The 20,493-nt window shown below is 51.7% G+C and carries 22 protein-coding genes; 8 read left to right on the top strand and 14 right to left on the bottom strand.

The genetic code is table 11. The annotated features are described in order from the left end of the window. Positions 1-371: 371 nt before the first annotated feature. The gene (locus AT746_RS02330) at positions 372-1,085 is read right to left on the bottom strand and encodes an EAL domain-containing protein (protein WP_062475903.1); all 714 of its coding nucleotides are present in this window, start codon (positions 1,083-1,085) and stop codon (positions 372-374) included. A 150-nt stretch (positions 1,086-1,235) separates the two neighbouring features. Here AT746_RS02330 and panP point away from each other — a divergent pair, with 150 nt between their 5' ends. Continuing rightward, positions 1,236-2,819, top strand: coding sequence for a pyridoxal-dependent aspartate 1-decarboxylase PanP (panP, locus tag AT746_RS02325; RefSeq protein ID WP_062475901.1), 1,584 nt, complete (start codon positions 1,236-1,238; stop codon positions 2,817-2,819). Between the two features lie 147 nt (positions 2,820-2,966). Continuing rightward, complete coding sequence (locus tag AT746_RS02320; protein WP_082633125.1) at positions 2,967-3,740, top strand: substrate-binding periplasmic protein; 774 nt, start codon at positions 2,967-2,969, stop codon at positions 3,738-3,740. Between the two features lie 23 nt (positions 3,741-3,763). Here the strand turns inward: AT746_RS02320 and panC are convergent, their stop codons facing one another. The 7 genes from panC to sfsA all read right to left on the bottom strand — a co-directional run bounded on the left by panC (position 3,764) and on the right by sfsA (position 9,813). Beyond that, complete coding sequence (gene panC, locus AT746_RS02315) at positions 3,764-4,618, bottom strand: pantoate--beta-alanine ligase (protein ID WP_062475895.1); 855 nt, start codon at positions 4,616-4,618, stop codon at positions 3,764-3,766. Between the two features lie 15 nt (positions 4,619-4,633). Continuing rightward, positions 4,634-5,428, bottom strand: coding sequence for a 3-methyl-2-oxobutanoate hydroxymethyltransferase (gene panB / locus AT746_RS02310; protein WP_062475892.1), 795 nt, complete (start codon positions 5,426-5,428; stop codon positions 4,634-4,636). Positions 5,429-5,510: 82 nt separating this feature from the next. Beyond that, a complete protein-coding gene (gene folK / locus AT746_RS02305) occupies positions 5,511-6,032 on the bottom strand; it encodes a 2-amino-4-hydroxy-6-hydroxymethyldihydropteridine diphosphokinase (RefSeq protein ID WP_062475890.1) in 522 nt (173 codons plus the stop codon). After that, positions 6,029-7,318 carry a polynucleotide adenylyltransferase PcnB gene (gene pcnB, locus AT746_RS02300; RefSeq protein ID WP_062483884.1) on the bottom strand — a complete coding sequence of 430 codons (1,290 nt, stop codon included), beginning with the start codon at positions 7,316-7,318 and terminating at the stop codon, positions 6,029-6,031. Before pcnB ends, folK begins: the two co-directional genes overlap by 4 nt. Before the next feature lie 170 nt (positions 7,319-7,488). Beyond that, positions 7,489-8,391 (bottom strand): tRNA glutamyl-Q(34) synthetase GluQRS, encoded by a 903-nt coding sequence (gene gluQRS, locus AT746_RS02295; protein WP_062475887.1) that lies wholly within the window; start codon positions 8,389-8,391, stop codon positions 7,489-7,491. A gap of 96 nt (positions 8,392-8,487) precedes the next feature. After that, complete coding sequence (gene dksA / locus AT746_RS02290) at positions 8,488-8,937, bottom strand: RNA polymerase-binding protein DksA (RefSeq protein WP_062483883.1); 450 nt, start codon at positions 8,935-8,937, stop codon at positions 8,488-8,490. Positions 8,938-9,096: 159 nt separating this feature from the next. Then, positions 9,097-9,813 carry a DNA/RNA nuclease SfsA gene (gene sfsA / locus AT746_RS02285; protein WP_062475885.1) on the bottom strand — a complete coding sequence of 239 codons (717 nt, stop codon included), beginning with the start codon at positions 9,811-9,813 and terminating at the stop codon, positions 9,097-9,099. A gap of 145 nt (positions 9,814-9,958) precedes the next feature. On the opposite strand from sfsA, the gene pepB reads away from it, so the two are divergent. Continuing rightward, the gene (gene pepB / locus AT746_RS02280; RefSeq protein WP_062475882.1) at positions 9,959-11,245 is read left to right on the top strand and encodes an aminopeptidase PepB; all 1,287 of its coding nucleotides are present in this window, start codon (positions 9,959-9,961) and stop codon (positions 11,243-11,245) included. Positions 11,246-11,294: 49 nt separating this feature from the next. Here the strand turns inward: pepB and AT746_RS02275 are convergent, their stop codons facing one another. Beyond that, positions 11,295-11,477 (bottom strand): hypothetical protein, encoded by a 183-nt coding sequence (locus AT746_RS02275; RefSeq protein ID WP_062475879.1) that lies wholly within the window; start codon positions 11,475-11,477, stop codon positions 11,295-11,297. 176 nt (positions 11,478-11,653) lie between these two features. On the opposite strand from AT746_RS02275, the gene AT746_RS02270 reads away from it, so the two are divergent. After that, positions 11,654-12,247, top strand: coding sequence for a YhgN family NAAT transporter (locus AT746_RS02270; RefSeq protein WP_062475877.1), 594 nt, complete (start codon positions 11,654-11,656; stop codon positions 12,245-12,247). Further along, positions 12,244-12,822, top strand: coding sequence for a YjaG family protein (locus tag AT746_RS02265; RefSeq protein ID WP_062475873.1), 579 nt, complete (start codon positions 12,244-12,246; stop codon positions 12,820-12,822). Before AT746_RS02270 ends, AT746_RS02265 begins: the two co-directional genes overlap by 4 nt. 25 nt (positions 12,823-12,847) lie before the next feature. Here the strand turns inward: AT746_RS02265 and AT746_RS02260 are convergent, their stop codons facing one another. Next, positions 12,848-13,219 carry a diacylglycerol kinase gene (locus AT746_RS02260; protein ID WP_062475870.1) on the bottom strand — a complete coding sequence of 124 codons (372 nt, stop codon included), beginning with the start codon at positions 13,217-13,219 and terminating at the stop codon, positions 12,848-12,850. Then, the gene (rsmD, locus tag AT746_RS02255) at positions 13,212-13,817 is read right to left on the bottom strand and encodes a 16S rRNA (guanine(966)-N(2))-methyltransferase RsmD (RefSeq protein WP_062475867.1); all 606 of its coding nucleotides are present in this window, start codon (positions 13,815-13,817) and stop codon (positions 13,212-13,214) included. Before rsmD ends, AT746_RS02260 begins: the two co-directional genes overlap by 8 nt. An 85-nt stretch (positions 13,818-13,902) precedes the next feature. Between rsmD and ftsY the strand changes: the two genes are divergently transcribed. The 3 genes from ftsY to ftsX are packed head-to-tail and all read left to right on the top strand — an operon-like array spanning position 13,903 to position 16,794. After that, positions 13,903-15,138, top strand: a complete 1,236-nt coding sequence (ftsY, locus tag AT746_RS02250; protein WP_062475866.1) for a signal recognition particle-docking protein FtsY — start codon at positions 13,903-13,905, stop codon at positions 15,136-15,138. After that, positions 15,138-15,830 (top strand): cell division ATP-binding protein FtsE, encoded by a 693-nt coding sequence (gene ftsE / locus AT746_RS02245; RefSeq protein ID WP_062475863.1) that lies wholly within the window; start codon positions 15,138-15,140, stop codon positions 15,828-15,830. The genes ftsY and ftsE overlap by 1 nt, the downstream gene beginning before the upstream one ends. Further along, entirely contained in the window at positions 15,814-16,794 is a 981-nt protein-coding gene (gene ftsX, locus AT746_RS02240) for a permease-like cell division protein FtsX (protein WP_062475860.1), read from the top strand. The genes ftsE and ftsX overlap by 17 nt, the downstream gene beginning before the upstream one ends. A 294-nt stretch (positions 16,795-17,088) precedes the next feature. Here ftsX and AT746_RS02235 read toward each other — a convergent pair whose 3' ends face one another. Genes AT746_RS02235 through AT746_RS02225 form a run of 3 tightly spaced genes read right to left on the bottom strand, consistent with a single transcriptional unit; the run spans position 17,089 to position 20,396 of the window. Next, on the bottom strand, positions 17,089-18,450 hold the full coding sequence (locus tag AT746_RS02235) for a sigma 54-interacting transcriptional regulator (protein WP_062475857.1): 1,362 nt from the start codon (positions 18,448-18,450) through the stop codon (positions 17,089-17,091). Beyond that, complete coding sequence (locus tag AT746_RS02230; RefSeq protein WP_062475854.1) at positions 18,440-19,009, bottom strand: hypothetical protein; 570 nt, start codon at positions 19,007-19,009, stop codon at positions 18,440-18,442. The genes AT746_RS02235 and AT746_RS02230 overlap by 11 nt, the downstream gene beginning before the upstream one ends. Further along, entirely contained in the window at positions 19,002-20,396 is a 1,395-nt protein-coding gene (locus AT746_RS02225; RefSeq protein WP_062475851.1) for a HAMP domain-containing sensor histidine kinase, read from the bottom strand. Before AT746_RS02225 ends, AT746_RS02230 begins: the two co-directional genes overlap by 8 nt. Positions 20,397-20,493: the final 97 nt, after the last annotated feature.

Below are 20,493 nucleotides of genomic sequence, written 5' to 3'. Positions count from 1 at the left end.
CCTTATTGCGCCCATTCCGCATTTCTCTGCGTCTTTGCGCCTCTGCGAGATCCATTTTCCCTCACGAATTGAGATCCTGGTTTTCATCAGGATGACGGCGCTTATGGTATTTCTTTTGTGCCTTTCGTGGTCAAAAAGCCTCCAACCACGAAAAACACTATAAGCACGAACAAGGCAGGATCCTGTAGCCCGTGATGTAGCGCAGCGGAATCCGGGGACACCCTCGGCTTACCCGCATGCCGCTGCGCTTTATACGGGCTACGCAGAATTAACCACAGAGACACAGAGAGGTGAAGGGGACTCCCCCGTTAATACCTCTGTGTTCTCTGTGTCTCCGTAGTGAAATGCATTTTTACCACAACAGATTGTGGTTAATTTAAAAACGCCTGGGGTTTGCTGAAGTAGAAGCCCTGGCCATAGCGAATACCCAGACTCTGCACCGCATCCAGGCAATCTTTATCTTCGATATGCTCGGCAATAACAATAATATTACGTTGCTGCGATACCTGATGCAGATGTGCGACAAAATCCAGCGCTTCCTGACTCCTGACCATTTGTTTAATCAGATGACCATCCACTTTGATACCGTCAACCGGCAGATCCAGCAATGTCAGAATATTGCTGTTAATCGCCCCGAAATGATCCACAAATAATCTGATCCCCAAAGCCTTACAGACCTGCAGAAATGACTTAAATTCATCCTGATGCTGAAATGCGGTTGCGGCCATCAGCTCAAGAGTAACCCGGCCAGGATTGGGATAGTCCTGTACAAACCCGGACAGAAATTTACTCAGATGCGGTTCAATAATATCCTGCTGACTGATATTAATGCTCCAGCCCATATTGTTGTTGCGGAAATATTCTGCACTGGCATGAAAAACCCGTTGTGTCAGTTCACCAAAACACTGCTCACGCTCAACCAGACACAAAAACTCGCTGGGCAGGAAGGTTTGCTCGTTTTCCGTGATCAGGCGGGCCAGGCATTCATAGCTGTTCACGGCGTGATGTTCCAAATCCATAATCGGCTGGAAGTAAGGAACAATCCGCTCAATGTCAAAAGAATCCATTATCTGTTTGATATGCATGACCGTTTTCTCTGAGAGTCGACTATGAATATAGCAGTGTCGGTGCCTGTTAGGATAGCGACAATGTTAACCTGTGGCTAAAAACACAGATGACGAACCCGGGTGAAATAAGATAAAGTCCGGGCCTGAATTTGTCAGTCGGGAAGCCATGTGAGTCAAGCCAAGGCCAGCCTAGCACACCTTTATCGGGTCTTTACCAAACCAGAAGGTAAAGATTCCCGTCTTGCGCAGATTGAAGCCCAGTTGTCCGACAATCTTGCAGACTTTCTGTCCGGTCATATCGTCACCGAAGAAATACCGCTGGAGCAGATAGAGCAGGACTTCAGCCAGGCTCAGGTACCGGAACAACCTCAGTTTGTTTCCGACCATGCCCAGCACTTGCTGGATACTCTGGTATCAAAGTCAGTAAACACTTACTCCCCCAGGTTTGTTGGCCACATGACCTCGGCGCTGCCGTATTTTCATCTTTCCCTGGCCAAATTGCTGGTGGGGCTGAACCAGAATCTGGTCAAAATTGAAACGTCCAAAGCCTTTACTCCCCTGGAGCGTCAGGTACTGGGCATGATGCATCGCCTGGTTTTTGCCGGAAATGACGGGTTCTACCAGCAGCATTTACACAGCGCCACCAGCAGCCTGGGTACCTTCTGCAGCGGCGGTACACTGGCTAATCTTAACGCCCTGTGGGTAGCCAGAAATAATGCCCTGCCGCCAGTAGCAGGCTTCCGGGGGATCAGCGAAGACGGTCTTATCGCCGCTATGCAGCATCATAATATTAATCAGCTGGCGGTGATCAGTTCCGCCCGCGGCCATTATTCACTGGCTAAGGCCATGGATCTGCTGGGCCTGGGTAAGTCACAGTTACACAAACTGAACTGCCCACAACAGACACTGGATCCGCAGCAGGTGCTGCAAAAGGGTCAACAGATTCTGCAGCAGGGTGGCAGGGTGATGGCCATAGTCGGTATTGCCGGTACCACTGAGACAGGTCATATCGATCCCCTCGATGAGCTGGCAGAGGTGGCATCTGAACTGAATTGCCATTTCCATGTTGATGCGGCCTGGGGTGGCGCCACCCTGTTTTCTGAGCGTCATGCCCCACTATTATCCGGAATTGAAAAAGCGGATTCGGTGACTCTGGATGCTCATAAGCAGATGTACGTCCCCATGGGCGCGGGCATGGTGCTGTTTAAAGATCCATTGGCTGGCAACGCAGTGCGCCATCACGCCCAGTATATTCTGCGTCAGGGCTCTAAGGATCTCGGCGCCACCAGTGTGGAGGGCTCCCGCAATGGCATGGCCATGATGCTCTATGCTTCTTTGCATATTCTCGGTCGCCAGGGATATGAATTACTGATCGATGAGAGTCTGGCCAAAGCACGCAAATTTGCACAACTGATCAAAGCGCATAAAGATTTCGAGTTGGTGACCGAGCCGGTACTGTGTCTGCTGACTTACAGATTGTGCCCCGGCCATCTGCGGGAAAAAGGCAGGGTCATTTCAGACAAACACAATCATCAACTGGATGAACTCAACCGTCTGATACAAAAACAACAACGGGAAGCCGGTCATTCCTTTGTATCCCGCACCCGGCTCAGTACAGAAAGCTATCCTGAGCCCATCACCGTATTTCGTGTGGTGCTGGCCAACCCCCTCACCACTGAGCAGGATTTACAGGCGATACTCGCAGAGCAGTCTGAGCTGGCTACCAAACATCCTTTATGGGACAGGTTGTGAACCGAAATAAACATAAAACGCTTATACTGTACGCTGACTCAAAGCCACGAGCTCTCTTTTTGGGGATGGCAACATTTACGCACAGCTAAAAAGATTACCAGTCTCCTCTTCAGTGTGACTTGTGTTAGGCTAATATTTGCGTTTGGCATGGAGCTTTTTAACGTGCGCTGGTCATTGTCACTGATACTTACCTTTGTTGCCTTTACCGCTTATGGACAGGGTACGCTGATTGCGTGTCTGGACGAGTTTCCGCCTTACCAGATTCTGGAAACGCCGCCTAAAGGAGAACATGTAGCCGCACTGCATCAACTGGCTGATGAACTCGATATGAAATTAAAGTTTGTCACCGAGCCCAACTTTCCCCATTGCATGAAACGACTCGAGAAAGGGACAGCAGATGTGATAGCGGGTATTCTGGATCGTAAGGACCGCCGGCACTTTCTCCATCTGTTGCCGATGCGGATAGACACCTCCTATATTTTTGCCACCAGGGCTGACGCCCGTCCCATTCAGCGCTATGCCGATCTCAACGACCGGCTGATTGCCGTAAGTGAAGGGGTAAACTACTTTGATAAATTTGATCAGGACAACAATCTGAAAAAAATAGCCGTGAACGATGTGCATCTTGCCTACAAGCTACTATTAGCCGGGCGGGTTGATACCGTTATCAGCAGCATGGAAACCCTGACCTCGATCCTGGCCAGTACGCCAGAGCTCAAAAAAGACATCAAGGCACAACCTTATACCCGACAACTGAACCGTACAGTCTATTTCGGCTTGTCCAGAAAATCAGAACTTGCAGCACGGTTCGATGAAGTCCGAAGCCTGACAGAAAAAGCCTTTGAAGAAGGCAAGTTTGAAGCCGCAATCCAACGTTTCGCCACCGAGAATCCCGAGTATTATCAGGTCAATCCCTGGTAAACTTACGCCAGCCAGAGAGGCTGTTACTCTTCCAACTGAATCTGAATATTGTCGATGAGTCTTGCTTTACCCAAAAAGGCCGCCACCAGCACTACCAGTCTGAGATCTTCATGGCCGGGATGCAACAGGGTATCTGCAGCGCGAACTTCCAGATAATCAATCTTAAAGCCCGCCTCTGCCAGCCGCTGCTTTTGCTCCTGAATCAGGCGCGAATAATCGCGGCGCCCAAGATGAATCGCATCCGCCATATCAGTTAACACCCGGTACAGGGTCGGAGCCGTTTCCCGCTCCGGAGTCGTCAGATAATTATTCCTGGAACTCATGGCCAGGCCATCGGCTTCGCGCACGGTGGGTACACCATGTACATGCAAATTCATTGACAAATCTGTCACCATTGCCCGGATCACCTGTAACTGCTGATAATCCTTCTCACCGAAAAATGCATGATTGGGCTGCACCATATTAAACAGTTTGCATACAATGGTGGCCACCCCGCGAAAATGGCCGGGGCGGCTGGCGCCACAAATCATATAAGAGATTCCAGGCACTTCCACAAAGGTCTGCTGCTCTAAACCGCGCGGATAGATGTCTTCTGTCCTGGGGCTAAATACAATATCCACCCCCATGGCTTCCAGTGCCGCCAGATCATGTTCCATGGTACGGGGATAAGCAGCCAGATCCTCATCCGGACCGAACTGTAGCGGATTGACGAAGATCGACACCACCACGATATCGGATTTCTCTCTGGCTTCTCTTACCAGGCGCAGATGACCATGATGCAGGTTGCCCATGGTGGGCACAAAACCTATGCTTTTCGCTTCAACCTGCCAGCGTCGCCTGGCCTGACGCAATGAAATGATGTCACTGATGATTTCCATGCTGAGACTCTCGTATTAACTGAAACTTTGTTCATCGGTGGGAAACTTGCCCTGCTTCACCTCTTCAATATAGAGGCTGACTGCTTTGCGGATATCACCACATAAGGCCAGATAGTTCTTAGAAAACTTAGGCATATAATTGGCGCTAACTCCCAGCATGTCATGCATCACCAGCACCTGACCATCAGTATCCGGACCGGCACCTATGCCGATAACAGGAATACTCAGCGCTTCTGTAACACGCCGGGCCAGTTCCGTGGGCACACATTCCAGTACCAGCATCTGTGCCCCGGCATTTTCCAGCGCCATCGCCTGATTGATCAGATCTTCAGCCTGCTGTTGCTCGCGCCCCTGCACCCTGAAGCCACCAAGCTTATGCACAGACTGGGGAGTGAGCCCCAGGTGCCCACAAACAGGAATTCCTCTTTCTGTCAGTCCTCTGACACTGTCCAGTAGCCAGTCGCCGCCTTCCATTTTCACCATACTGGCACCGGCGGCCATCAACCTGGCTGCATTGGTATAGGTTTGCTCTGTGGTGGCATAAGACATAAAAGGCATATCCGCAATCACAAAAGCGCGTTGGGTGCCTTTCTTAACGCTACGGGTATGGTAAACCATCTGCTCGATAGTAACCGGCAGCGTGTCGTCCTCGCCCATCAGCACCATTCCCAGTGAATCCCCAATCAGAATGGCATCCATTCCCTGTTCATCGAAAAGCTTGGCAAAACTGGCGTCGTAGGCGGTAATCACCGTGATCCGCTCACCTTGCTGCTTCATCTTAATCAAGGTAGAGATTGTGACTTTTTTCATCATTTACCCCAAGGTTGAGCGTTAACTGTCAGCGGGCAACACAGATATAGTCTCCAACACCCTGCCCGCTGAAAACGGCCTACTATACGGATCCTGTTACGGATTTCCATACATCAGCGCCATTGAACACGACCCTTAGCCCTTTGCTATGGCATTCTTCGACCAGGACGCTCAGTGCTGTCCCATCGGGTAGAATCAACTCAGGGCTCAGTTCAAATAAGGGGTATAGCACAAATTCGCGCTGGGCCAGTCCATAATGAGGCACTGTGAGGCGCTCTGAATTAATCTGTTGTTGCCCAAACAGCAGCAGGTCCAAATCCAGGGTACGGGCGCCCCAGCGCTCTGCTTTTCTGACCCGTCCCTGCTGCTGTTCAATGGACTGCAGCAGGTCAAGCAATCCATTGGCTGACAACGAGGTATCCAGTTTCGCCACCCCATTAAGATAATCAGGCTGGTCCTGCGGCCCCATCGGCAGACTCTGATAAAATGAAGAACAACTCAGCAAACGGACATCCGCCGCCTCAGTCAGGCTATGCAACGCATCGAGAAGTTGTTGCTGAGGGTTGGCCAGGTTGCTGCCCAGGCCCACGAAAGCAACTGTCACTGCTGAGGTTTCCGTTTGCGCGGACGGCGGCGACCCTTACCTTTTGTGGAGCCTTTAAGCTGCGCCAGCATACTCGTGCGCTCATCACCACTGGCATCCTGAAAGTCTGTCCACCATTTACCCAGCTCTTCAAGTTCACCCCCTTCAACACTGGCCCGTAACAACAGAAAATCATAACCGGCACGAAATTTCGGATGGTCAAGAAGCTGAAAGGCACGGCGTCCGAAACGCTTGGGCAGGCGCTGTTGCAATACCCAGATATCACGGATCGGCATACTGAAACGCTTAGGGATCATGATGCGCTTCTGTTGTGCCTGTAACACGTCATTGATAGCCATATTAAAGGCGTCATGAGGGCTCAGACCACTTTCGGCCATCAGCTCATCAAAACGCTGCTCCATCGGATACCAGAGCATGGCGGCATAAATAAATGCCGGAGTAACCCGTTGATCGTTATTGATTCTGTCATCAGTATTGATCAGCACCTGGCGCACAAACAGGTTTTCTTTACTGTCAGCCACCTTGAGCATGGGCTGCAGCATCGGGAACAACTGACCGAACAGACCGTATTCCTGCAGCAAATCGAAGGTTTGTTCGGCGCGGCCGGCCAGAAAGAGTTTTAGCACTTCTTCAAACAGTCTGGCCGGGGGAATATTGGCCAACAACGGCGCCAGCCGGGGAATAATGTCTCCCGCCTCGGAGGAAATCTGCATATCCAGCTTTGCCGCAAAACGCACCGCCCGCAGCATCCGCACCGGATCCTCTCGATAGCGGGTCTCAGGATCGCCTATCAGGTGCAGCTTGCGCTCCTTAAGTGACTGCATGCCATTGGCAAAATCGGTGATACTGAAATCGGCAATATTGTAATACATGGCGTTAGCAGTGAAATCGCGCCGTTCGGCGTCTTCCTCAATGCTGCCAAACACATTATCACGCAATAAAAGCCCTTCGTCTGAGCGGCGACTGAGTTTGTCACTGGCGCCCTGCTCTTCACTGTCGTGATGGCCGCGGAAAGTGGCCACTTCGATGACATCGCGGCCAAACACAATGTGCGCCAGGCGAAAACGGCGACCAATCAGACGGCAATTACGAAACAAGGCCTTAATCTGCTCAGGCTCAGCATCGGTGGCCACATCAAAGTCCTTAGGATGTAAACCGAGCAGCAAATCGCGAACACAGCCACCCACCAGATAGGCCTGATACCCGGCATTATGTAAGCGATACAGCACCTTCAGGGCATTATCACTGATATCCTTGCGGGAAACATCATGCTCTGCCCTGGGGATCACCCTGGGCTCAAGTTTGTTCTGTTTGCTTTGCATGTCACCGGCAAATGCCTGTTTGACCCTGTTGATTACCCGGGAAATGATAATCCTGTCTCCTACCAATTTGGCATTACACCAAGACGAAAAAATGGGCGCTAATGATATAACGAAAAACGTCTTATCGGCCAGCGTTATGGGGATAAGCGATCAAAGCCGGTGCCAGGCTGTGGCCAGAGTACTTCCTGCTCTGAAGTTAAATTCAGTAGCGACCATTGGCCTCTAGCCCATTGCAAAAGGGTTTCAACCCGATCAAAGCCGCCTGCCTGTTGCTCTGATACGCCCAAAAACATCAGCGCCTGACGCAGGTTATCTACAGCAAAGCGATCATCGATGGCCGGGGCATGATTCTGTTTACTTAACTTAAAACCCGGGCGCACTGCCGCCACCGGCAGATGCAACCAGTCAGGGGCAGCTTCACCCAATGCATGATAAAGGGCAATCTGACTGGTGGTGGTATCGAGCAGGTCGGCTCCCCTGACCACCTCCGTAATACCCTGACGGATATCGTCGGCCACCACCGCCAGTTGATAAGCATACAAGCCGTCTTTGCGGCGGATAATAAAATCTTCCGCTGCCGTGGCCGGATCGACGTTGATCAGGCCAAGGTGCTGGTCTGTAAAACCATATACGGGATGATTGTTGCGAAAACGCAGGGCACAGTCTTCTTTGGCATGTTGCCGGTCACGGCAGATGCCCTGGTAACGGCCTCCAAGTGCTTTGATCTGTGCCCGGGTGCAATTACAGTAGTAACTCAGATTACGCTGTGCCAGATAATCCAGTATTTCATCGTAATAATAACCAAAACGGCTTTGATAGCTGACCTCACCATCCCAGGCAAGCCCATGTACTTCAAGGGTTCTGAGGATAACATCAGCGGCACCAGGTTGTTCTCGGGGCGGATCAATATCTTCGATGCGCACCAGCCAGTTTCCACTCTGGCTTTTTGCCCGCAAATAACTGCCAAGAGCAGCAACAAGGGACCCGAAGTGCAGGGGACCAGAAGGAGAGGGAGCGAAGCGGCCGGTGTATACCATGTGGGACGGGTGCAGTGAATATCAAACAGAACAATGCTGAATGACAAAACCAGATATTATCATTCAGCACTTCTGGCTGGTAAAAACCTCAGGGGGTTAACCCTGCATTTGTTTCTCTTTGATTTCCGCCATGGTTTTACAGTCGATACACATATCAGCTGTAGGTCTGGCTTCGAGGCGGCGTACGCCGATTTCAATGCCGCAGGAATCGCAGAATCCGAAATCATCATCATCAATACGCTTGAGAGTCTTTTCGATCTTCTTGATCAGCTTACGCTCACGATCCCGGGTGCGCAGCTCCAGACTGAACTCCTCTTCCTGTGCGGCACGATCCACAGGGTCCGGAAAGTTAGCGGCCTCATCCTGCATATGGTGCACCGTTCGGTCGACCTCTGCCCGTAACTGATCGCGCCAGGCTTTAAGCAACAGGCTGAAATGCTCCAGTTGAGCATCGTTCATGTATTCTTCGCCGTCTTTCTCCTGGTAGGGAGACAGACCGGCAAGGGCCAGTAAACCAAGTGACTTTTGTGAAATTTCTGTTGGCATCAGCCACATCTCCTAAACAGCATTACAGGCTCGTCTGCGCAAACGACTATCTATAGCAGAAAGCCCCTTGCCAGGCAATTCGATTCCGGTTTTCTCGGTGCCACCCCGGAGTCATACAAAAACTAAAGACTGCCAAATATGGCTACGGATTAAGAAAAATCAACCTTTTTTATGGCACATAAAATCGAGTGATTGATTTAATTCAATTTTTTCAGCACTGAACTGGCAACCATAACAAATGACTTCCAGCCCGCTCGCCATTCCCTGCTCCAGCAAACGGCCGTATTCAGCATCAATATGATCTGCGGCCCTGACTTGTGTTATGCCGCTGTGCTGAACACAGAACAACAATACTGCCCTGAATCCCTGTTTCGGCAGTTTCATCAATTCGCGAAGATGCTTGCGCCCGCGCTCAGTTACCGCGTCAGGAAAGTAACCGATGCCCTTTTCCAGCAGTGTTACAGATTTGACTTCCACATAGCAATCCGGCCGTTGGGCGCTTCTGAGCAGCAAATCTATACGGCTTTTTTCATCACCATAACGCACTTCCTGCTGCATCTGTTGATACCCACTAAGCTCTGTAATCTTTCCATGTTGCCATGCCTCTGCCACCAGCTTGTTGGCATTGTGGGTATTGATACCAATCCAGTTACCGTCAGAATCCTGCGCCAGTTGCCAGCTATAGGCCAGCTTACGCTTTGGATCCTGGTGATAAGACAGCCATACTTTATAGCCCGGCTCTGCGCAGCCGGTCATGGCTCCGGTATTGGCACAGTGAGCAGTAACCACCTCACCATCGTCGAGTTTTACATCGGCGAGAAAACGTTTATAACGTTTGATCAGGGTGCCACTTATCAGTGGCGGATTAAACTTCATGGCCTATCCTGACTAAACAGTAATCCATAATTCAGATATATTGGTACTAACCGCTATTGGTATTTAAAAAACGGAGCGCATCATATAGCAAGAGTACAAAATGTACTAATTTGATTGCGTACAACTTAAAATTATGGAGAAACAAATGTCATTATTGCAGGTTAGCCTCAGTACCGACCAGGCAGACAAGCACTGGGGCAATAAAGCTCCACTGAGTTTTGATGCGGGACAGGCTACTATCCACCTGCCAGACCAAAAGGATTTGCACCTGCGCAGCATAAAAAAAGCGGCGCGTCTGCTTGAATCTCTGGCCATCGAAGCCCTTCAGTTGCGTGGCGACTGGCACCCGGAACAGCAATGGGCCTTTGCTCAGGCTTTTACCTCCGCCAGCAAACAACAGGCTATTCATTGGTGTGAAGATCAGCACAAATCACGCCTGCAACAGCAATATCAGGCCATGTTGTTTACCCGCAACCTGATTAACCGCACCCCGGAAGATATTTCACCGCAAAAACTGGCCAGTGAAGTGACTGACTGGCTACGGGAAATAGCAGGTGATGCTATCACTGCCAGAACGCTGACCGGCGAAGCATTACTCGAAGCAGGCTGGGCCGGTATTTATCATGTGGGACGCGGCAGCGAGCGGCCCCCGGTGTTGCTGGAGCTGGATTATAATCCTGGCAAGGATAATAACACTCCGGTCAGTGCGGCACTGGTCGGCAAGGGCATCACCTTTGACAGTGGCGGATACAGCATTAAAAGCAGCGAAGGCATGCTGACCATGAAATGCGATATGGGTGGTGCGGCAACAGTAGCTGGTGGTCTTGGGCTGGCCATTATGCAGGGCCTGAATAAAAGGGTCCGGCTGTTCCTGTGCTGTGCCGAGAACCTGATCAGCGGCCATGCCTATAAACTCGGCGACATTATCACCTATAAAAACGGCGTATCAGTTGAAGTGGTGAATACCGACGCCGAAGGCCGGCTGGTGCTGGCGGATGGTCTGATGGCCGCCACCGAAACCGGTGCGCCGCTGATTCTGGATGCCGCCACACTGACCGGTGCCGCCGTGATGGCGTTGGGCAATGAGTACAACGCGCTGTTCAGCATGGATAAGAGTTTACAGGACAAAGTGCTCCGTCACGCAGACAGTGAAAATGAGCCGGCCTGGCCGCTGCCCCTCGAACCCTGGCATCAGGAGATGTGTCCTTCCCCTTACGCGGATACCGCCAATAGCCGGCCGATGAAAGGCGGCGGCGCCGGAGGCGCATCCAATGCAGCAGGCTTCTTAGCCCGATTCGCGCCGCCTCAGGGTAAAGGCTGGATACATATGGATCTGGCTGCGGCCTTTAATGGTACTGCTACCGCTACTATGCCGGCAGGCGCAACTGCACAGGGTATACGTACCATCGCCAGAACCTTGCTGGACGATTGAACTGCTGACACCTTAACGTGGGTATAAAAATGTACCCACGTACTAATTTTCAGATTCCACCGAGCCGCTCGGCAAATTCCTTATATTTTTCCACATCGGCCTTATCAAACAGCGGCTTGCCCTCGGCATCTTTGTCTTTGCTTATTAGCAGGCTTTCACGTTCCAGCCGCTCTACCCGGATTTCCTGTACACCAAGGAATTCCGCCACCTCGGCCACTGACATTAAACTCATCTGTATTTCCTCATCACACCGAAAAGCACCAGCGTGGCTGACGCCGTTACACCTCGCAGGTGGCCGGGCCCCTTGCTCAGGCCATCCTGATTAAAATAATTAACTTACTGAAATTTAGCCTGTTTTGACAGATAATATTAGTCTGGTTAAAGAATTTATGACATCCCGGGGCAAGAATGGATACCTGGTCAGCCGCCATTATGCTGTTTTTTATTATGGACCCTCTGGGCAATCTGCCCATTTTCATGTCCGTGCTAAAGGGCATTGAACCTAAGCGCCAGCGTATTATTCTGATCAGAGAATTGCTGTTCTCCCTCGGAATTATGCTGCTGTTTCTATACAGCGGCCAGGCGGTACTGGATTTTCTCAACGTCAGGCAGGAAACCGTCAGTATCGCCGGTGGCATTATCCTGTTTTTAATCGCCATACGCATGATTTTCCCTCAACCCGGTGCAACCACGACGACGCAGACCATAACGGAACCTTTTCTGGTGCCCCTGGCCATTCCCCTGGTGGCTGGCCCTTCGCTGCTGGCAGCCTTGATCCTGATCGCCAATCAGGATCCGACGCGTATGGCCGACTGGACCCTTGCCGCCGGTTCGGCCTGGCTGGCCACATCAATTATTCTGATGTTTTCCGGCCTGTTTCACCGCCTGCTTGGAGAACGCGGGCTGATCGCCGTAGAACGTCTGATGGGCATGATTCTGGTAATGATCGCCATACAGATGTTTTTAGATGGTATATCCAGTTACCTGGAGCATAGCTTATGAAACTGACCACTTTCGCCAGAGTAAGACAACTGAGCGGCTGGCAAGCGGTTGCCTTTGGTGCCACCTTGCTGGAGCGTAGCCTGCCTAATTATCAGCTCTTTTGTGAGTTAACCGGTTTTGCTGACCCGGCCCAATATCGCAACACCCTGGATGCCATCTGGGACTGGCTGGCAAATCCAAAGGCCAGAATCAATCTGGCGGTACAGCTGGAGAAAACCGAACTGGCTATACCCGATGCCGCTGATTTTGACAGCTATGGCGTCTACCCCGCTATTGATGTGGGTATTTCTCTGGCATCACTGATATTACTGATGATGGATGAAGATCCCCAGGGCGCTGTGGTGATCAGCAAGCTGTCTCAGGGCTCCGTTGAGGCCTACATTGAGGCCACCAGCGAGTCAGAACTGAGCGCCGATGAAGTCAAATCTCACCCGCTGATGCAGTGGGAAATCGAATTCCAGCAGGCATTGCTTAACAGCATCGACAATGCCAGCAGAACCAAAGGAAGTATGCGGGCCCTGCGGCAGATGGCGACCGAAGAAGGGATCACCAATATCGGCCTGGAAATAAGCTGAATGCCTGCTCTGTTGTAACTGGCGTTCAGAGTACTTTAGGCAGTCCGATGATCAGCCAGCTAAACAGATTCATCAGCAGGCAGAAAAACACCGCTGCCGAGCCAAGATCCTTGGCATGACCAGACAGAGGATGCAGCTCAGTACCAATACGATCCACCACGGCTTCAATCGCACTGTTAAGGCATTCCACCGCCAATAACAACAACAGCGGCAGAATCAGCATTAGCCGCTCCACCGGGTTATCCGTCATCCACAAGGCTAAGGGGATCAGCAGCAAACTCAATAACAGTTCCTGCCGGAACGCCGACTCATTCACAAAGGCGTAGCGAATCCCCAACCAGGAGCATCTTGCAGCCCGCATAATACGTATCAGCCCGGTTCCGTTAAGCTTACTCATTATCCACCTTCTGCATGCTTAACTGGTATAACCGGTAATCCACCTGAGAGTTCTGTTTATGCTTTAACAGTTGCCAATGGGAAGGCACAAGCAAGGGCGCGCCTTTTTCCATTTCCAGGTAGAGCAGCGCCTCTGCCGCCAGCTTGTCAGATTGCACTAAGGCATCGACAGCCCTCTGCAACAGGCCCTTATTAAAGGGTGGATCGAGAAACACCAACGAAAAGGGCCCGCTGAGCCGGCTCAGTATCTGCAACATATCTCCCTGATGCACCGCCGCCTGTTCAGAACTGAGGCCTAATCTGCCAGCATTCTCCCGCAACATGCGCACCGCCCCGGTGTCCTGTTCAACAAAATCGACTCTGGCCGCATAGCGGGACAAGGCTTCAAACCCCAGGCCACCTGATCCCGCAAAGGCATCCAGGCATTGCCGCCCGGCTACATAAGGTGCAAGCCAGTTAAACAGGGTTTCCTTGTTTCTGTCGGTAGTGGGGCGCAACCCTTCAACATCGGGGACCGGCAGCTTTCGGCCTCGCCAACGCCCTGCAATAATACGGATTTGCCCCAGTGCCTTAGCCCGGCTTTTTACAGCTCGCTTCATTTGTCAATTCAAGAAATGCTATGATTGCATAGTCTAATCGGCCCCTGTCGATAACCCAACGATTTTCAAAGGATTCTCACCGCCCATGTCTAAGTTTTTTGGCTGGTTCAATAAAGATAAATCCGCAAAACAAGATGAATCACAACAGCAGGATAGTGATGCTGCACAAGATCAATCCGCTGAAAGTGCACAGGAACAGGATTCGCAGAAGCCTGCCGACCAGGCAAAACCGCAACAGCGTGAAGCAGAAACAGCCGGGCAGGAAGCTGAGCCAGAGGTTACCCAACCCCAGGTCGACGTCGCTGAAGCGATACCGGAAGTTGAAGTTGAATCGGAACCTGAGCCAGAGCCAGAGCCAGAGCCAGAGCCAGAGCAAAACAGTAAAGCTGGCTTTTTCAGCCGCCTCAAGCAAAGCCTGACACGAACGCGCTCTAATCTTGGCTCGGGCATTGTCGGTCTGTTCAGTGGTAAAAAAATTGATGATGAGTTGTTTGAAGAACTGGAAACCCAGTTACTGGTGGCCGACGTCGGTATCAACACCACCGCGAAGATTATCGATAATCTTACCGACAGCGCCGACCGCAAAGCCCTTAAAGACGGTGAAGCCCTGCTTTCACTGCTCAAGCAGCAACTGACGGACATTCTTAATGTGGCCAGCGCACCGCTGGAGCCCAGATCTGAATCAGGCCCCTATGTGATCCTGATGGTCGGGGTTAACGGGGTGGGAAAGACCACCACTATAGGCAAACTGGCCAGGCAGTTCCAGCAGGCCGGAAAAAGCGTGATGCTGGCCGCCGGTGATACCTTCCGAGCGGCGGCAGTGGAGCAACTGCAAACCTGGGGTGAGCGCAATAATATCCCGGTCATTGCTCAGCATACTGGTGCCGACAGCGCCTCGGTAATTTTCGATGCACTGCAATCGGCCAAAGCCAGAAACACCGATATTCTGATCGCCGATACTGCCGGTCGTCTGCAGAACAAAGACAACCTGATGGAAGAGCTGAAAAAGATCGTGCGGGTGATGAAAAAGCTCGACCCCGACGCTCCCCACGAAATTATGCTGACTCTGGATGCCGGCACCGGCCAGAACGCGATCAGTCAGACAAGATTATTCAATCAGGCGGTGGGCATCACCGGCCTGACCCTGACCAAACTCGATGGTACCGCTAAAGGGGGCATCATTTTCGCCCTGGCCGATCAATTCGGCTTACCGATCCGGTATATCGGCGTCGGTGAGGGTATTGACGATTTGCGTGCTTTTAACGGCGAAGAGTTTGTGGAAGCCCTGTTTAGTGAGAAACACCAGGAAGTGGACGCCTGATGATACGTTTTGAAGGGGTCAGCAAAACGTATCCGGGAGGGCAACAGGCACTGCGGCAGGTGAGTTTCCATATTGCACCGGGTGAAATGGCCTTTCTGACCGGTCATTCCGGCGCGGGTAAAAGCACCTTGCTTAAGCTGATCAGTATTATGGAACGCCCTACGGTCGGGAAAGTGCTGATCAACGGTCATGATCTCAATCAGATTCAGCGTCGTCAGGTGCCTTATATACGCCGTGATATCGGCATGATCTTCCAGAGCCATCAGCTACTGATGGACAGAAGCGTATTTGATAATGTCGCCCTGCCACTGATCATCGAGGGTTATTCACATCGGGAAATCAGTAAAAGAGTGGGGGCTGTGCTGGACCGTGTGGGACTGAGTGATAAGAGTCGCAGTCTGCCGATCACCCTTTCAGGAGGGGAACAGCAGCGGGTCGGTATCGCCCGCGCCGTGATCAACAAACCCCCTCTGCTGCTGGCCGATGAGCCCACGGGCAACCTGGATCCCAAACTGTCTATGGAGATTATCCGCCTGTTTGAGGATTTCAATCAGGCCGGTGTAGCAGTATTGATTGCCACCCATGATCTGGGCCTGATCGCGAGAATGAAATACCGGACGCTGACTCTGAAAAAGGGCCAGATGATCACCGATGGATTAACCGAGGACTGGCACGATGAGCCTGCTGTTTAAAGGCCGCGATCAGGGCGCACAGCGCACCCGCATTTCACCACTCCAGCGGCTGCTGATGTTTTTTATCAGTCATATTCGTCAGGCGCTGGCCAGCCTGGGTGAATTATGGCGAAACCCTGCGGCGTCAATGATGACGGTTGCGGTACTGGGTTTAAGCATTACCCTGCCCAGCACTCTGTATATCCTGCTGAAAAATACAGAAAAAGTCAGTGCCGGTTGGGAACAGGCCTCGGAAATCACGCTGTTCTTACATCAGAATACCCAGCCTGGCGATATCAGACAGCTGACCACCCGTCTGAGCCTGTGGCCCGAAATTGAGTCACTGACACATATCGATAAGGCCGGGGCACTGGAGGAATTCAAACAACTTTCCGGCTTTGGTGATGCGCTGAATTATCTCGAAGACAACCCGCTTCCGGATGTGATTCTGGTAACCCCTGACAGTAAAAACACATCGCCTACCGCGGCCCGGCGATTGCTGGAAAAGCTGCAAAAAGAACGGGAAGTGGAACTGGGCCAACTGGATATCCAGTGGCTGGAGCGGCTGCATGGCCTGGTTGCCATTGCCGGGGAACTGGTCAGCGTCGTCGCACTGCTGCTGTTTATCGCCGTGGTGTTGATTATCGGCAACACCATAAGGCTGAATATCCTCAATAAACAGGACGAAATTCTGGTACTGAAACTGGTGGGAGCCACCGATGCCTTTATTCAGCGACCTTTTATGTATACAGGTTTCTGGTACGGATTGCTCGGCGGACTGCTGGCCTGGTTAACCACCTGGCTGCTGTTATGGTGGATGAGCGACAGCATCTCCCGTGTCACCCAGCTATACCAGACCCAGTTTGAACTGACCGGCTTACAGGGCGAATCCCTGCTCGGCATGCTGGGCCTGTCAGTATTTCTGGGCCTGGCGGGATCCTTACTCTCGGTGCATAAGCATATCCGCGCCATCGAACCGAAGTAGTCTCTGTTGGCGCGATCAAATCCAGGAGAAAAACTGTCTCTCGCAGAGGCGCAAAGACGCAGGGATACCAGCAACCCGTTCCATTCTTCCTCTGCGTCTTTGCGCCTCTGCGAGATCGAATCTAACACAGTGGGGTAGCCTGCAAGGAGCGAAGCGGATTGCAGGACTGAGCCGGGAAATTCCCGTATTCCGCTGCGCTGCATACGAGTATATCCAGCACCTCGGGTTGCTCAGTTGTCGGGCTAAAGCCACGACCTACAACCCCCGGGGGTGCTGGGCTACAAAACTGAAAGCTTACTCCCTGAATGCATCCGGGGTCAGATGATGCTTATCCAGCAATTTATAGAATTCGGTACGATTGCGCCCGGCAATCCTGGCGGCCTGGGTCACATTGCCTTCTGTGGCTTTAAGCAGATCTGCCAGATAGCGGCGTTCAAATTCATCTCTGGCCCTGGCAAAGGTGGGCAAAGAACTTGGTTTATCTCTCAGCGCTTTTTGCACCAGCTCTGTGGGAATCAGGGGGCCATTACACAGGGCTACCGTCTGTTCTACCACATTCTGCAATTGTCTTACATTGCCTGGCCAGGGAGCAGCGATCAACACCTCCATGGCCTCATCGGAAAACCCCGTGACCTTTTTCTTACTGCGGGAGAGCACCTGATTTAAAAAGTGATTCACCAGTAACGGAATATCATCTCTTCTGTCTGCAAGAGGTGGCAAACGCAGTTCCACCACATTCAGGCGATAATATAAATCCTCACGGAAATTGCCTTCGCTGATTGCCTGCTCCAGATCCCTGTGGGTGGCGCTGATAATCCTGACATCAATGGGCACAGACTGAGTCGCCCCCACCGGCCGAACCTCCCGTTCCTGCAACGCCCGCAACAGCTTAACCTGAAAATTCAGCGGCATATCACCAATCTCATCAAGAAACAGGGTGCCGCCATTCGCCGATTGAAACAGACCTACATGCTCACGGTTAGCTCCGGTAAAGGCGCCTTTCACATGACCAAAAAGTTCTGACTCGAACAAGGTTTCGGGAATCGCCGCGCAGTTCACCGGCACAAATGGCGCTTCGCTACGCTCGCTGACCTGGTGAATGGCATTGGCCAGCAATTCTTTACCTGTTCCGCTCTGGCTGTGGATCAGCAGGCTTACATCACTGTCTGCCACCTGTCTGGCCTGCTGCAGCAACTCTTCCATTTTATTGCTGCGGCTGATAATGGCACTGCGCCAGCTACCGGAATCCTTGTGCTGCTGATCTTCCTCTACGACCGGGTGCAAGCGGATAGCATCATCTACAGTACTGAGCAATTGCTGACTGTCAAAAGGCTTGGTCAGATACGAAAACACCCCTTTTTTAGTCGCCTCTATCGCGTCAGGAATAGTGCCATGGGCGGTGAGTATAATCACAGGTAACCCGGGATTACGTTCCCGCGTTGCGGCAAACAAAGCCATTCCATCCATGCCCTGCATCCGCAGGTCACTGATCAGCAAGTGTGGCTTGAAACTCTCCAGTATGCCCAGCGCCTGTTTGCCATTATCGGCGCTTTGGATCTGATATCCGGCCCCGGTCAATCGCATGCCTATTAACTTCAACAGGCTGGGATCGTCATCCACTACCAGTACCCGTTTCTTCTCCTGTTCAGCTGCCATTATTTTCCACTTCTCGTTTAAGAATATTTTGCTCAATTAACTTGAGTTGCTGCAATTGTTGTTCCAAAGATTGCTTCTCCTGCAAGATATGATCGAGACTCTCTGAAGTTTCCAGCAACTGGCGTTGCCTTTTGATGTTGTCAGTAAGCTGATCAAACAGGGCATAGAAAGTTCCGGGGATCGCCACTTCCTGCTGATTAAACAAACGCAGCAGTTCGGTTCTGGCCTGATGGGGATTTCTTACCGGTGAATTGGGCAGGCTGTATAGCAGCACCAGTTTCAGCATATCGGCGACATCACCCTGCTGCTTGCCGTCACGACGCGTCTGCACTTCTTGTTCCAGAACCCCAACAGGCTGCTCTTTGAGCCACAGATAATACTCGCCAAAATCCTGCTTCACTCTGGCACTGCTGCTCTTTTTGACCTTCAGTTTCTCCAGTGGCTCATTGCCGACATCATCCACCGGGGCATTGACCTGGGGAGAAAGAGCCTGACATCCGTTCAATAATATGACCACAATCAGCGTCAATGCTGCCTTGTAGCGCTTTTTCTCATACATGTTTTTTTTGCTCCACCAATGTAGCGGGGAATCGTATCTCGAAACAGCAGCCTTCAGACGACTCCTGCAGACGAATACTGCCTTTATATTTCTCGATCAGTTCCCGGGTAATTGTCAGGCCCAGCCCGCTTCCCTTTACTTTTGTCTGAGGTTGTACACTGCTCTGGAAAAATGGCTCGAAAACCTGGTCCTTATCATCAGGCTGCACACCGGGCCCCTGATCAGAAACCCGCAGCCACCAGAGTGTTGACTCAAAGCCCGCAGAGACCCTGACGGTTCCCTCAGATGGCGAGAATTTTACCGCATTAGAAATCAGGTTATCCAGAATGACCCGCAACTGCTCAGGATTTATTCGCAGTAAGTAGTCACTATCAGGTAATGATATTGTTAAGCTCTTACTTTGTATCTGTAACTGACGATCTGCTATCACCTTATGCAATGCGCTGGCAAGTGCAGCACTTTGTTTCAGGGCCCTGGCATTATCCAGCACCATATTAAAATTAAGCAAATCTTCAATCAGTTGCTGCAAACGGCCAACGCTGTCACGGATAATCGCGCTGACCTCTTCCTGAGCGGGATTCAGCTTACCGGTGGTGCCATCATACAACAATTCCGCCCCTTCGCGGATAGCCGCCAGTGGTGTCTTTAACTCGTGGGATATATGCCGGATAAAACCGGTTTTCTGTTTCTCCAGTGCCAGCAGTTGCTGACGCATGGCTTCTAATATCTCAGCCACCTCGACAATGTCCGAAGCCCCCCTGACGGTTACCGGGCGATCAAAGTCTCCGCGTTCCAGACGCCTGATCTGGGGTTTAAGCTGATTGATAGGGCCGGTAATCAAACGCACAAAGAGTATCGCGATCAGCAATGAAGCTGGTATCACCAGCGCTGACTGCAACAGCGTTTCGCGCAGTTGATCAGCCTTCTGCTCAATGGCCTCAATTTCCTCATCAATGATACGCCGGTTAAGGCGGAACAAATCATTGCTCTGGTTATTCAGTTTGCTATACCCCTGTTGCAGACTGGCGATGGGAAAATCCACGGAGGCCTCGGCCAACTCCTGATGCAGGCTCTGCTCTTGTCTGAGCAACCTGGCAACGGCCGGCTCAATAACAGGGTTATTGTTAGTGACCATTTCAGTGGCCAGTTGACGAAACTCTTCGCGCAGGCGCAGATAACTGTCCCACAGCGCCTCGTCTTTGAGCACCAGATACTGGCTGGCTCCCCGCTCCATATTGTTCAGCAACTGGCTCACCTGACGGCTGACATAAACCAGCCTGGATACCTGCTGTATGGCCCCGGTACCCTGTACCGACAATTGCTCTATGCGCACCAACGCCAGGCCCAGGGCGACCACCAGCGGTAGTCCCACCAGCGTAAACCCCAATAACGTTAGTCTTCTGATTGAAAAAGCCAATAGTTTCTCATTCTATCCTGAAAAGACTGGCCGATAATGCCCTAAAAACCCCTCCAAACTGAAGTAA

It is taken from the genome of Lacimicrobium alkaliphilum, assembly GCF_001466725.1.
GTDB lineage: Bacteria > Pseudomonadota > Gammaproteobacteria > Enterobacterales > Alteromonadaceae > Lacimicrobium > Lacimicrobium alkaliphilum_B.
The sequence above is the reverse complement of the archived record's forward strand: the minus strand, read 5'-3'. Positions and strand labels throughout refer to the sequence as shown.

What these genes read in the sequence shown, in the direction of transcription:
- AT746_RS02330 (WP_062475903.1), bottom strand. Translation starts at nt 1,085, where the DNA reads ATGCATATCAAACAGATAATGGATTCTTTTGACATTGAGCGGATTGTT.
- AT746_RS02320 (WP_082633125.1), top strand. Translation starts at nt 2,967, where the DNA reads ATGGAGCTTTTTAACGTGCGCTGGTCATTGTCACTGATACTTACCTTT.
- panC (WP_062475895.1), bottom strand. Translation starts at nt 4,618, where the DNA reads ATGGAAATCATCAGTGACATCATTTCATTGCGTCAGGCCAGGCGACGC.
- panB (WP_062475892.1), bottom strand. Translation starts at nt 5,428, where the DNA reads ATGAAAAAAGTCACAATCTCTACCTTGATTAAGATGAAGCAGCAAGGT.
- gluQRS (WP_062475887.1), bottom strand. Translation starts at nt 8,391, where the DNA reads ATGGTATACACCGGCCGCTTCGCTCCCTCTCCTTCTGGTCCCCTGCAC.
- dksA (WP_062483883.1), bottom strand. Translation starts at nt 8,937, where the DNA reads ATGCCAACAGAAATTTCACAAAAGTCACTTGGTTTACTGGCCCTTGCC.
- sfsA (WP_062475885.1), bottom strand. Translation starts at nt 9,813, where the DNA reads ATGAAGTTTAATCCGCCACTGATAAGTGGCACCCTGATCAAACGTTAT.
- pepB (WP_062475882.1), top strand. Translation starts at nt 9,959, where the DNA reads ATGTCATTATTGCAGGTTAGCCTCAGTACCGACCAGGCAGACAAGCAC.
- AT746_RS02275 (WP_062475879.1), bottom strand. Translation starts at nt 11,477, where the DNA reads ATGAGTTTAATGTCAGTGGCCGAGGTGGCGGAATTCCTTGGTGTACAG.
- AT746_RS02270 (WP_062475877.1), top strand. Translation starts at nt 11,654, where the DNA reads ATGGATACCTGGTCAGCCGCCATTATGCTGTTTTTTATTATGGACCCT.
- AT746_RS02265 (WP_062475873.1), top strand. Translation starts at nt 12,244, where the DNA reads ATGAAACTGACCACTTTCGCCAGAGTAAGACAACTGAGCGGCTGGCAA.
- AT746_RS02260 (WP_062475870.1), bottom strand. Translation starts at nt 13,219, where the DNA reads ATGAGTAAGCTTAACGGAACCGGGCTGATACGTATTATGCGGGCTGCA.
- rsmD (WP_062475867.1), bottom strand. Translation starts at nt 13,817, where the DNA reads ATGAAGCGAGCTGTAAAAAGCCGGGCTAAGGCACTGGGGCAAATCCGT.
- ftsY (WP_062475866.1), top strand. Translation starts at nt 13,903, where the DNA reads ATGTCTAAGTTTTTTGGCTGGTTCAATAAAGATAAATCCGCAAAACAA.
- ftsE (WP_062475863.1), top strand. Translation starts at nt 15,138, where the DNA reads ATGATACGTTTTGAAGGGGTCAGCAAAACGTATCCGGGAGGGCAACAG.
- ftsX (WP_062475860.1), top strand. Translation starts at nt 15,814, where the DNA reads ATGAGCCTGCTGTTTAAAGGCCGCGATCAGGGCGCACAGCGCACCCGC.
- AT746_RS02235 (WP_062475857.1), bottom strand. Translation starts at nt 18,450, where the DNA reads ATGGCAGCTGAACAGGAGAAGAAACGGGTACTGGTAGTGGATGACGAT.
- AT746_RS02230 (WP_062475854.1), bottom strand. Translation starts at nt 19,009, where the DNA reads ATGTATGAGAAAAAGCGCTACAAGGCAGCATTGACGCTGATTGTGGTC.